11 protein-coding genes are annotated in these 12,347 nt (G+C 44.1%); 6 read left to right on the forward strand and 5 right to left on the reverse strand.

What is annotated here, in order from left to right; all coding sequences use genetic code 11:
• Positions 1 to 12: 12 nt before the first annotated feature.
• The gene (gene smpB, locus BIW15_RS13875) at positions 13 to 498 is read right to left on the reverse strand and encodes an SsrA-binding protein SmpB (protein ID WP_005455975.1); all 486 of its coding nucleotides are present in this window, start codon (positions 496 to 498) and stop codon (positions 13 to 15) included.
• 118 nt (positions 499 to 616) lie between these two features.
• Here smpB and BIW15_RS13880 point away from each other — a divergent pair, with 118 nt between their 5' ends.
• A complete protein-coding gene (locus tag BIW15_RS13880; protein WP_005381641.1) occupies positions 617 to 1,060 on the forward strand; it encodes an SRPBCC family protein in 444 nt (147 codons plus the stop codon).
• Positions 1,050 to 1,397: an RnfH family protein gene (locus BIW15_RS13885; RefSeq protein ID WP_005456005.1), complete on the forward strand. Its 348-nt coding sequence runs from the start codon at positions 1,050 to 1,052 to the stop codon at positions 1,395 to 1,397. Before BIW15_RS13880 ends, BIW15_RS13885 begins: the two co-directional genes overlap by 11 nt.
• A gap of 101 nt (positions 1,398 to 1,498) precedes the next feature.
• Here BIW15_RS13885 and bamE read toward each other — a convergent pair whose 3' ends face one another.
• The 4 genes from bamE to nadK all read right to left on the reverse strand — a co-directional run bounded on the left by bamE (position 1,499) and on the right by nadK (position 6,255).
• On the reverse strand, positions 1,499 to 1,858 hold the full coding sequence (gene bamE / locus BIW15_RS13890) for an outer membrane protein assembly factor BamE (protein WP_005455981.1): 360 nt from the start codon (positions 1,856 to 1,858) through the stop codon (positions 1,499 to 1,501).
• 239 nt (positions 1,859 to 2,097) lie between these two features.
• Positions 2,098 to 3,762 (reverse strand): DNA repair protein RecN, encoded by a 1,665-nt coding sequence (recN, locus tag BIW15_RS13895; protein ID WP_077281182.1) that lies wholly within the window; start codon positions 3,760 to 3,762, stop codon positions 2,098 to 2,100.
• 167 nt (positions 3,763 to 3,929) lie between these two features.
• Complete coding sequence (locus BIW15_RS13900; RefSeq protein ID WP_005496293.1) at positions 3,930 to 5,120, reverse strand: DUF3103 domain-containing protein; 1,191 nt, start codon at positions 5,118 to 5,120, stop codon at positions 3,930 to 3,932.
• A 250-nt stretch (positions 5,121 to 5,370) separates the two neighbouring features.
• On the reverse strand, positions 5,371 to 6,255 hold the full coding sequence (nadK, locus tag BIW15_RS13905; RefSeq protein WP_005455932.1) for an NAD(+) kinase: 885 nt from the start codon (positions 6,253 to 6,255) through the stop codon (positions 5,371 to 5,373).
• A gap of 145 nt (positions 6,256 to 6,400) precedes the next feature.
• Here nadK and grpE point away from each other — a divergent pair, with 145 nt between their 5' ends.
• The 4 genes from grpE to dnaJ all read left to right on the forward strand — a co-directional run bounded on the left by grpE (position 6,401) and on the right by dnaJ (position 12,297).
• Entirely contained in the window at positions 6,401 to 6,997 is a 597-nt protein-coding gene (gene grpE, locus BIW15_RS13910) for a nucleotide exchange factor GrpE (RefSeq protein ID WP_005455958.1), read from the forward strand.
• 417 nt (positions 6,998 to 7,414) lie between these two features.
• Positions 7,415 to 8,686, forward strand: a complete 1,272-nt coding sequence (locus BIW15_RS13915; RefSeq protein ID WP_077281183.1) for a dicarboxylate/amino acid:cation symporter — start codon at positions 7,415 to 7,417, stop codon at positions 8,684 to 8,686.
• 347 nt (positions 8,687 to 9,033) lie between these two features.
• Positions 9,034 to 10,947 (forward strand): molecular chaperone DnaK, encoded by a 1,914-nt coding sequence (gene dnaK / locus BIW15_RS13920; protein ID WP_005455943.1) that lies wholly within the window; start codon positions 9,034 to 9,036, stop codon positions 10,945 to 10,947.
• 204 nt (positions 10,948 to 11,151) lie between these two features.
• The gene (gene dnaJ, locus BIW15_RS13925; protein ID WP_005496291.1) at positions 11,152 to 12,297 is read left to right on the forward strand and encodes a molecular chaperone DnaJ; all 1,146 of its coding nucleotides are present in this window, start codon (positions 11,152 to 11,154) and stop codon (positions 12,295 to 12,297) included.
• Positions 12,298 to 12,347 lie beyond the last annotated feature (50 nt).

Here is a 12,347-nt window from a genome sequence, read left to right on the forward strand (position 1 = left end):
AAGTGGTCAAGATTAACGCAGTGCGCTCTTCATTACGCGTGCTTTTTCTCTTGCCCAGTCTTTTTCTTTAAGATCTGTACGTTTATCGTGAAGCTTTTTACCTTTTGCTACACCTATTTTTATCTTCACCCAAGAGCGAGACCAGTACAGAGAGAGTGCCGTAAGTGTCATACCTTCACGGTTAATGCGACCGAGTAGGTTGTCAAGTTCACGACGACTCATAAGTAGTTTGCGCACACGAGTAGGGTTCGCCACTACGTGTGTCGATGCCTGATTTAAAGGAGTGATTGTCATGCCACTCACAAAGGCTTCACCGTCACGCATGAATACGTAACTTTCAGAAATATTGGCTTTACCTTGGCGAAGGGCTTTCACTTCCCAACCTTGGAGCTCCAAGCCAGCTTCGATTTCATCTTCGATGAAATACTCGTGGCGAGCTTTTTTGTTCAGCGCGATAGTGTTACTACCCGCTTTTTGTTTTGATTTTTTCTTTGCCATAATGGCGTCATTATACGGGTTGGATATCGGATAGGAAATCCTTTTATTTGCGCAATCGTGGAATAAAAGTAAAATTGTCGCGAGCTTTAAATCTGTACATGTATCGATAGGAGTATGTATGAAGCAAGTCAGCCGTTCTGCGTTGGTGTCTTTTAGTGCAGAACAGATGTTTAATCTGGTCAATGATGTTGCTAAATACCCTGAATTTTTGCCTGGTTGTTCGGGCTCTCGAATTATTGAGTCTTCGGGTAACGGCATGGTCGCTTCTGTCGATGTTGCGAAAGCGGGCATCAGTAAAACGTTCACTACGTCCAATGAGCTTATTCCTGGCCAAGCTATTATGATGAACTTGGTTGATGGTCCGTTTAAAACGCTCCGAGGTGGTTGGATTTTTACTGCGTTGGATGAGCAGGCATGTAAGGTTGAACTTAAGCTTGAGTTTGAGTTTTCGAGCAAAATGATTGAAATGGCGTTCGGCAAGATTTTTAACGAGCTAACTAGCAATATGGTTAATGCATTTACCAAACGCGCGAAACAGGTGTACGAGTGTTATGAGTATTGAGTCAGACATGATTCACGTTGAGGTCGTGTATGCATTGCCTCATGAGCAACGCGTGTTTAACTTAGTTGTGAATAACCACGCGACGGTTGAAGAGATCATTCGTCAGTCGGGTGTCTTGGAATTGTATCCAGAAATTGATTTAGCAAAAAACAAAGTAGGTGTGTTTAGTCGTAATGTAAAACTAGACGCGACCGTACGTGATAAAGACCGCATTGAAATCTATCGCCCTTTATTGGCAGATCCAAAAGAGATTCGTCGTAAGCGAGCAGAGCAAGCAAAAGCGGCTGGGAATGCCGATCCAGTGACTGGTGGCAAGCCAAATGCTCTGCGCAAGTAAGCAGAATAAGTAATATTTTAGATGATAAAAAAACCTCCCAAGTGGGAGGTTTTTTTGCATAAAGGTTTTATGATGCCAATCGATGTAATGACAGGATTGGTTTATTGGATCTGTTCGTAAAACGCGTCACTTTTCGGGAAGTCACCGCTGATATCGGCCAGCGTTCCTTGGTCATTAAAGTTTACGACAAGATCTTTCTGTACTGGGTCACCGTGGCCTGGCGTGTGATGGTAGATATAATACCAAGTGTTAGGATAGCCATTTTCGATAAGCATTGGCGATCCAAGTACGAAGCGAACCTGTGCTTTAGTCATCCCAAACTTTAATTTATCAACCGCACTTTGTTCTACATAGTTGCCTTGGTTGATATCAATACGATAAACCAGTTTTTCCAATACCGAACATCCTGTCAGCAATGTCATTGCTAATGGTACGGCAACTAACCACTTCTTTAATTGCATAATAATTTCTTAGTAACCTTTAAAATACTGCGCTGATAATAAACAAGCTCGACGCAGATGTAAAAAGCTATGCGTCGCATGGTAGGGAATCTGACAACGAATTTTGAGTTGAGTTGCATTTATTAGCAGATATTAAGGGGTGATAGGGGGCATAATGGCGTTTTCGTTAGCCGAGTCACTGAAGCGATTAATACGAAAAGAGTCATCAACTGGATTGCCGATGACTCTGTGTCATAGGGTTAGGCGGCGATAAGGAGTTCTTTCGCGTTAGCTAATGTTGAATCAGTGATTTGGCTACCACCGAGTAAACGAGCCAGTTCTGCCACACGTTGTTCTTCATCTAGTGCGCGCATTTGTGTTTCCGTTTGACCGCCTTTGGTGTGTTTTGCGACAAACATTTGCTGGTGGCCACAACCGGCTACTTGCGGTAAGTGAGTGACACACATGACTTGAGTCGATTCTCCAAGCTTACGTAGCATTTTGCCTACTACCGCAGCTGTTGGACCACTAATACCCACGTCCACCTCATCGAAGATCAAACTTGGCGTATCTACTTTTTGAGCTGTGATCACTTGGATCGCTAGCGAGATACGGGATAACTCACCACCTGACGCAACTTTCGCAATTGGTTGTAAAGGTTGACCCGGGTTAGTGGAAACCAAGAAGCACACACTGTCCATACCCAGTGGCGACGGATGTGTGTTTTCGTTGTTTACTTCAATGCTGAAGACGGCTTTTTCCATGCTCAGTTCGTGCATGCTTTGCGTGATCAGCTTGTTCAGTTCTTTTGCGTAACGGCTGCGTGATTTATGCAGCTTTTCCGCTTGAGTCAGGAAGCTTTGGTATTTCTGTTCCACTTCTTGAGCCAATTCATCCAGACGTTCATCAGAGCAATCCAATGCTTCGATTTGTGCTAGAAGGTCTTGGTGATGTTGGTATAACTCATCAGGCATAACATGATGCTTACGAGCCATCGACATCACTTTAGAAAAACGCTCTTCGACATAAGCCATACGACCTGGATCGACATCGATGCCATCCAAGTAGCTACGAAGTTCGTTTTTGGTTTCTTCTAGCTGGATCATCGCGTCAGCCAGCATATTTGGAAGCTCGGCTAATTTTTCATCTAATTCCGCTAATTGAATTAGGGAGTGATTGGCCGATTGCAAAATACCAAGCGCATTGACTTCTTCACCTTCGTAAATAAGTTCGAGGGCTTGCTGACAGGTAGCGGCGAGTTCTCCGCTATTGGACAGTCGTTTGTGCTCTTGCTCGAGTTCTGCGAATTCTTCTTCACCTAGCGATAGCTCATTCAGTTCTTTGATTTGGTATTCAAGCAACTGTTTTTGCGCCTGATTCTGCTGGCTGTTTTCCTTGAGTTGCTTGAGGTTATTGTCTGCCTGACGCCAATGTTGGTACGCACTGCGTGTACTCTTTAATAGATTTAAGTGTCCGGCATATTGATCCAACATCGCCATTTGGTATTCGCTTTTCATCAGTTGGTGATGCGCGTGTTGTCCATGGATGTTGATTAACAGCTGCCCAAGAGATTTTAATTGTGAAAGTGGTACTGGGCTGCCGTTGATGAAGGCTCTTGAACGGCCTTCTTTAGTTATGATGCGACGCAAGATACATTCAGTGCCATCCAGCAGATCGTTATCTTCTAGCCAACGCGTTGCATGTAGGTTGTTGTCCAGTAAAAAGGCGGCACTGACTTCGGTTTTATCTTCACCTTGACGCACCATACCTGCATCGGCACGTCCGCCTAGGCACAGACCTAACGCATCAATCGCGATAGATTTACCAGCGCCTGTTTCACCTGTAATGGTGGTCATGCCCTTAGAAAGCTCGAGTTGTAAAGACTTAACAATCGCAAAATTATTAACACTTAGATGAGCCAGCATTTTTATTTACCTGTATAACTGAACAATACTGTATATGAGAACAGTATATACTGTTTCTTTATACAGTAAAGATGAGCGGGAATATTTTTATCTAACAGGTTATTTTTTGTGATGAGGTGGGAAAAATGAGTCGAAGTCTCGACAACGACTCATTGAAATTGAAAGGGTTATGGGCGAGTTGGATTGATCGTCAGTGGCTCTAGTGTCACGACAGCATTAACACTTGCTCCTGGGTGATCGACATACGACGTGTCTTGCATCAACGTGTAGAAAACGTCAACAAAGTCATCATCGTTGGTAAGCACACCATCTGGAATGGCATCGATGATCTTGTTTGTGATTTGTGGGATGACTGCGTATGCCTGAACTTGCGGATCTGGGATGGCTTTCAGAACTTCTTCAGCGACTTGCACCAATAGTTTAGCCAGCTGTTTGTAGTCTGTGCCGTCATCTTGCTCCATCAGAACAATATCTGCAGCGCCCCAGCGGTAGCGAGACCAGTGAATGATGATTTGATTTGGGTAGTAATCTTGGTTGTCGTAATCCAAGTAAGGAAGCTCTACCAGATCAATTGTCGGCTCGTCGCGGCTTGGATTGACACCTGTCACGATGGCGTAAACCTCTGCTTTGCCAGAGATCCACGGTTCTTTGTCATCCGCTAAGCGAATTTTCTTCAGTTGAGTTGTTTGAATCGGAGCGACATCACTTGTCGCTGCGCTTTGTAGCATTGGTGAAGATTGTTTTTGACTCTCTGAATAATAAGGCTGAATTAGAGCTGGCTGACCCAGCTTTTTCATTTCTGCCTGCATCGCCTGTAAGCCTGCTTTGAGCTCTGCAGAGCTGTTGTTATCGACAACTAGAACGGGAACGTCAGGAAGCTGATACACATCAAGTTGATGAATTTGCCCGTAAACGTCAAACGCTTCGATGTATTGCCAGCTTTCATCATCACCGCTTGGTTCAAAGGCAAAGAGTGGTGCAACGTCGCCATTAAGCCATGCTCCTAGCATTTTTTCGTTGGCTAAGCGCACTTCTAGCAACTGATCTGAGAATTCAGTAATGCCTTTCCAGCTACGAATTTGAGCGTCGGCTTCAACGAGCTGTTGGCTAAATTCTGCAGTAGGGTTTTGCTCAATGAAAGAGGAGACAGGAACATTGGTTTGTTGAGCAGTAATATCTCTTCTCAACATTGGCTCAATTGCCGTATAGTTTTCGCTCAGTTGTTGAGCAAGTTCCCGTTTGGTTTGTGTAATGTCGTCCGCACGCGCATTAGATACGTTTGTCACTTTAGTATCTTCAGATTGGCAGCCAATCAGTGCTAATGTACTGAGAACAGACAGAATGATAGTTTTTTTCATAGTATGTCCTTTATTGATTTTATGAAATAGAGTTAATACTCTATTCATGGTGAGAATATCACCCGACATACTCCATTCAATTTGCTTTTCTGGAATAAGTTAAACTTTGCACACAGGATCAAAGTTTATAAATTTCGTTTTAACGGCAGGATATATCACGTCGCCTTATTAGTAAGTCTTTACGTGTTATCCCAAAAAAGAAAAAAGCCAGCAGCAATCAGCAACTGGCTTAAATTCGTGTTCATGAAAGCTAGAATAACTTACTAGACCAACCGAGTTTGTTCCTTAATACGTGATAGTAGCTGTAGTCTTTCGGATGGATGAGTTTGAGCACATTTGGGCTTTGATAAATGTGGATCTCATCGCCGGGAGAAACTGGCAGCGACACTTGTCCATCACAACTTACTTCTTGTGTACCGCGATTTTCTGGTGACACAATCAGTTTGATTCTACGTTTGCCATCAACCACCAACGGTCGGCTAGATAAGGTATGAGGGAACATAGGCACCAGTGAAATGGCATTCAGGCTTGGTGACAGAATAGGGCCACCACCAGAAAGTGAGTATGCTGTCGAGCCTGTTGGTGTGGAGACAATCAACCCATCGGCGCGTAAAGAGAAGGCAAAGCTTTCATCAATGTACACCTCAAACTCAATCATATGTGCGATTTGCCCAGGATGGAGCACGGCTTCGTTTAAAGCGGCGTTATGACTTTTTATTTGACCATGACGATGCACTTCTGCCTCAAGTAAGAAACGCTCTTCTTCAATGTACTCTCCTGCAAGTACGGCTTTGAGTGCCGCTTGGAAATCGTCTGGGTTTAAATCAGTTAAAAAGCCTAGATTGCCACGGTTTACGCCAATCACAGGCACGTCAAAACGCGACAAAATTCTCGCTGCGCCCAGCATGTTGCCATCACCACCGACAACTATCGCAAGATCTGCGTTTTTGCCCAACTCAACTAAGCTGGCGAAGTGGTTTTGCGGGATCTCGTCCAAAATCGCTGCAAGGCGATCGTCAATAAACACTTTGTAACCTTCTGAGGTCAGCCATTCGTAAAGCTCTTTATGAGTCTGAATCGCTTGTTGATCTCTTGGTTTTCCGATAATCGCGATCACGTTACATGGATTTTTCATAGCATTTCCGCATTAAAGAGGCTTGAATCAGGAATCTTCATCCCCATAATAATGGCAAGTTACCTAAATATGCGAATTTTTATGTGGTTAAACCCCGCAAAACGAGCATGGCTTTAAGGGCATTACGTTGAATTCTGGAGATATCATGAGCAACGAAGAAAACAAAGTTACAGAAGAAGAGCTTGATCAAATCATCGAAGAGGCTGAAAAAGTAGAAGCTGCGGCTCAAGAAGCTGAAGCAGAACTTGAAGAAATTGGTGACGAGAAAGACGCTAAGATTGCTCAACTAGAAGCGGCATTATTGTCTAGCGAAACCAAAGTAAAAGATCAGCAAGATGCAGTGCTTCGTGCAAAAGCTGAAGTTGAAAATATGCGTCGTCGTACTGAACAGGAAATCGACAAAGCGCGTAAATACGCTCTTAACAAGTTCGCTGAAGAACTGCTTCCTGTTATCGATAACCTAGAGCGTGCGATTCAAGCGGCAGATACAGAAAACGAAGTGATTAAGCCGATCCTTGAAGGTGTTGAGCTGACCCACAAGACGTTTGTTGATGTGGTTGCTAAGTTTGGTTTGAAAGAAATCAACCCTGAAGGCGAAACGTTCAACCCTGAATTCCACCAAGCAATGTCTATTCAAGAAAGCCCAGATCATGAATCAAACACCGTGATGTTTGTTATGCAGAAGGGTTATGAGTTAAACGGCCGTGTGATTCGTCCTGCAATGGTCATGGTTGCTAAATAACGACGCAAGTCACTGCAAAGTAAATACAAAATGCCTGTCACGTTTGTGATGGGCATTTTTGTTTTAAACAAAGGTGTGCTCCCTCCGTCTCGCTGAACCATCGATATCTAAAATTTGATCCCTTTCAAAGTTTTTCCTATTGGGGATATTTTTTCTTATAGGGAATTTTCTTTCTATCAACTGCGTAGTTATACAACCTTAAACCGATAACTGGTTGTTATCATTTGACTAAGTGAGTTTTGTTCTGAATATGAATGTATTCATAGTTTGTTTTGCTGAATTTTGTTGTTAACAAAAATGTAAATTATCGCTTTATTTTGTAACTTTGATATGTATTATTTGCGACCACTGCTTTAGAAATAAGCAGATATAACTACAAAAATGTAAATAGTAAACACAACATATCGGAGATTTATAATGGATAAATCGCTTTCTAGTAAGATTTTCATAGGCTTGTTTGCCGGCCTTGTGCTGGGCACAGCTATTCAGTACTTATTTAGTGGTATTGAGATTTTTGATACTTACCTACTTGGAACGGCAGAAGGGGTTGGCGGCATGTTTGTCTCGCTGATCAAGCTTTTGGTTGTGCCTCTTGTGTATGTTTCAATCGTGTGCGGCATTGTCGATTTGAAAGACATTAGTGCTTTTGGTCGTCTTGGTGGGAAAACTTTTACTCTCTACATTCTCAATACCATCATTGCGATCGCAGCAGCGTTGACCGTAGGTTTAATTTTCCAACCGGGTGCTGGTGCAAACTTAGCGGGTACGGTTTCTGAAACCGTCAAACTGACGACAACTGAAACACCAGATATTTTCTCGCTCGTGGTAAACATTGTACCAAGCAATCCAGTACAAGCTTTTGCTAACGGCGACATGCTACAAATTATCTTTATGGCTATTTTGACAGGTCTAGCCATTCAAGCTCTGGATTCTCGTGGTGGCCCTGCTATCCGCACGTTTAAGATGGCCAATGAGATCATGATGAAGCTGGTTGGTTTGGTCATGAGTCTAGCACCTTACGGTGTGTTTGCTCTGATGATTCAACTAGGTGCAACCTTAAATGCGAATACACTGATGTCTGTTGCAGGTTACGTTGCGCTTGTCGTGGCTATGCTTGTGTTCTGGATTTTCATCTTCTATCCAATGGCAGTTGGCATTACGACTGGAACTTCTCCAAAGGCGTTTCTGCGTGCAACTCGTGAACAAATCCTATTTTCCCTCTCTACGGCAAGTTCAAATGCAACCATCCCTGTAACCATGCGTACTCTGACAGAGAAACTGCAAGTTTCTAAATCAGTTGCGGGTTTTGGTGTACCGCTAGGCGCGACGATGAACATGTCAGGTGTATCTATTTACATCGCGCTTGCTACAATCTTCGTTGCTAACGCGTTTGGCCAGCCAATTAACACCGCTGATGTGTTTACACTCGGTCTGACGATTCTTCTTCTGTCTATTGGCGCTGGTGGCGTACCAGGTGGTGGTGTGGTGATGGTTGGTGTGCTTCTTCACCAATTGGGTCTTCCACCAGAAGGTTTAGCTATCATTGCAGCGGTTGACCGTATCAACGATATGTTCTGTACCTCTTCGAACGTGGTAGGGGATACCGCAGTGAACACTATTGTCGCCAAAACAGAAGGTGAGATCGGCAATCAAGAAGTAGAGGCGCAGCCTGCACAAGCTAATGCCTAGTCTTGAACTATAGAGTTGAATCTATATATAGAAAGCGAGCGGAATGAGCTCGCTTTCTTGTTTTTTTATGTCACAGAAAAATAACCGCTTTTCATCATGTTTACTTTGGAAGTTGTCTCTGGAATGTGATGCATTCCCAACAAGCTTGAAAGAAATCAATTAATTCATAAAAAATACGCTTTTTTTCAATTCTGCCCTTGAAAAGCGTTTTGACGCCCTTATCTATGTGGCATAGAGAAGCAAACATTGATTATTTTTGTTTGTGAGCAAGGGTTGAAACCCGATTCTCCTCCCCCCACATTGGGGTTATAACCAAACGAAAATAGAATTTATTCGGAGATAGCCAGATGGGTAAAATCATTGGTATTGACTTAGGTACTACTAACTCATGTGTTGCTGTACTAGACGGCGACAAACCACGTGTAATTGAAAACGCAGAGGGTGAACGTACTACTGCATCGGTTATTGCTTACACTGACGGTGAGACGCTAGTAGGTCAACCTGCGAAACGTCAAGCAGTAACTAACCCAACTAACACGCTATTTGCAATTAAGCGTCTAATTGGTCGTCGTTTTGAAGACGAAGAAGTTCAGCGTGACATCGAAATCATGCCTTACAAAATCGTTAAGGCTGACAACGGTGACGCTTGGGTAGAAGCGAAAGGCCAAAAAATGGCAGCTCCTCAGGTTTCTGCTGAAGTTCTTAAGAAAATGAAGAAAACTGCTGAAGACTTCCTAGGTGAGGAAGTAACTGGCGCAGTTATCACAGTACCTGCTTACTTTAACGATGCACAGCGTCAAGCAACGAAAGATGCTGGCCGTATCGCAGGTCTAGAAGTTAAACGTATCATCAACGAACCAACAGCAGCTGCGCTAGCTTACGGCCTAGACAAGAAAGGCGGTGACCGCACTATCGCTGTATACGACCTTGGTGGTGGTACATTCGATATTTCAATCATCGAAATCGATGAAGTTGAAGGCGAAAAAACATTCGAAGTTCTAGCAACTAATGGTGACACTCACCTAGGTGGTGAAGACTTTGATAACCGTCTAATCAACTACTTAGTAGACGAGTTTAAGAAAGAGCAAGGTATCGATCTTAAAAACGATCCACTAGCAATGCAGCGTGTTAAAGAAGCAGCAGAAAAAGCGAAAATTGAGCTTTCTTCTACTTCTCAAACAGACGTAAACCTACCTTACGTTACTGCTGATGCAACTGGTCCTAAGCACATGAACATCAAAGTGACTCGTGCGAAACTAGAATCTCTAGTTGAAGACCTAGTACAACGCTCTCTTGAGCCACTAAAAGTAGCTCTAGCTGACGCTGACCTATCAGTAAACGATATCACTGACGTAATCCTAGTTGGTGGTCAGACTCGTATGCCAATGGTTCAAGCGAAAGTTGCTGAGTTCTTCGGTAAAGAAGCGCGTCGTGACGTGAACCCTGACGAAGCAGTAGCAATGGGTGCTGCAGTTCAAGGTGGTGTACTTGCTGGTGAAGTTAAAGATGTTCTACTACTAGACGTAACTCCACTGTCTCTAGGTATCGAGACTATGGGGGGCGTAATGACTAAGCTAGTTGAGAAGAACACAACTATCCCAACTAAAGCGAACCAAGTTTTCTCTACTGCAGAAGACAACCAGAGCGCGGTAACTATCCACGTTCTACAAGGTGAGCGTAAGCAAGCGATGTACAACAAGTCTCTAGGTCAATTTAACCTAGAGGGCATCCAGCCTGCACCACGTGGCATGCCACAAATCGAAGTAACTTTCGACCTTGATGCGGATGGTATTCTACACGTATCAGCGAAAGACAAGCAGACTGGTAAAGAGCAGAAGATCACAATCCAAGCTTCTGGCGGTCTAAGCGACGACGAAATCGAGAAAATGGTTCAAGAAGCAGAAGCTAACAAAGAAGCGGACAAAAAGTTCGAAGAGCTAGCAACTGCACGTAACCAAGCAGACCAAATGATTCACGGTACTCGTAAGCAAATGGAAGAAGCGGGTGACGCACTTCCAGCTGAAGAGAAAGAGAAGATTGAAACTGCTATCTCTGAGCTAGAAGAAGCACGTAAAGGCGAAGACAAAGAAGCAATTGACGCGAAAGTTCAAGCTCTTATGACTGCTGCTCAAAAACTAATGGAAATCGCTCAACAACAAGCTCAAGCGCAACAAGCACAAGGTGCTGACGCTGGCGCACAGTCAAAAGATGACGACGTTGTAGATGCGGAGTTCGAAGAAGTTAAAGACGACAAGAAATAATCTTTCTTAACCAGATGGCTGCAAAGCCATCTGGAGTCGATACGACTTCGGTGTGCGGGCGTTTGGGGTGACTCTTACGCCCGTCTGTTTGTAAACGCTGTCTTTCTAGTTAAGTATTTTGCAATAAGTGCACTTACCTAGAACGATACAAACACCAAGCGGTGAATCGATGCCGTTTGTAGTAATTAACTGGTGACGAAGAACATGTCAAAACGTGATTTTTACGAAGTATTAGGCGTAAGCCGTGATGCCTCAGAGCGTGATATCAAAAAGGCGTACAAGCGCCTAGCGATGAAATTCCACCCAGACAGAAACCAGGGTGATGAGTCTGCGGCGGACAAGTTTAAAGAAGTAAAAGAAGCGTACGAAGTTCTAACCGACTCTCAGAAAAAAGCGGCTTATGACCAATATGGCCATGCAGCTTTTGAACAAGGTGGCGGTGGTTTCGGCGGCGGCTTTGGTGGAGGCGGTGCTGACTTCGGCGACATCTTTGGTGATGTGTTTGGCGATATCTTCGGTGGTGGTCGCCGCGGTGGCGGTGGTCATCGTGCGCAACGTGGCGCCGACTTACGTTACAACATGGAGCTAACGCTAGAAGAAGCCGTTCGTGGTGTAACTAAAGAGATTGAAGTTCCGACACTGGTTCACTGTGACTCTTGTGACGGTAGCGGTGCGAAGAAAGGCTCATCAGCGGAAACATGTGGTACCTGTCATGGCCATGGCCAAGTGCAAATGCGTCAAGGTTTCTTCGCTGTTCAGCAAACCTGTCCTACCTGTCATGGTAAAGGCAAGATCATCAAAGACCCTTGTAATGAGTGTCATGGCCAAGGTCGCAAGCAAAAAACGAAAACACTTAACGTTAAAATCCCAGCTGGCGTGGATACTGGTGATCGCATTCGTCTATCTGGCGAAGGCGAAGCGGGAGAAATGGGTGCACCATCAGGTGATCTATACGTACAAGTACACGTGAAAGAGCACCACATTTTCGAGCGTGACGGCAACAACCTCTATTGTGAAGTGCCAGTAAGCTTTGCTATGGCTGCACTCGGCGGCGAAGTTGAAGTTCCAACACTTGATGGACGAGTAAGCCTAAAAGTGCCGTCAGAAACACAAACTGGCCGTATGTTCCGTATGCGCGGTAAAGGTGTGAAAGGTGTCCGTGGCGGTGGTATTGGTGACTTGATCGTTAAATTGGTTGTAGAAACGCCAGTTAACTTAAGCGCTCGCCAAAAAGAACTGTTGAAAGAGTTTGAAGAGTCTTGTGGCGGTGAAGCTGCAACTAAACACAAACCAAAATCTGAAGGCTTCTTCAATGGTGTGAAGAAGTTCTTTGATGATTTAACCAGCTAAGATAAGTTCATTAAAAGCTTAAAAACAAAGGCCTGCTGAAACGCAGGCCT

This window comes from Vibrio sp. SALL6 (assembly GCF_002002385.1).
Lineage (GTDB): Bacteria > Pseudomonadota > Gammaproteobacteria > Enterobacterales > Vibrionaceae > Vibrio > Vibrio parahaemolyticus.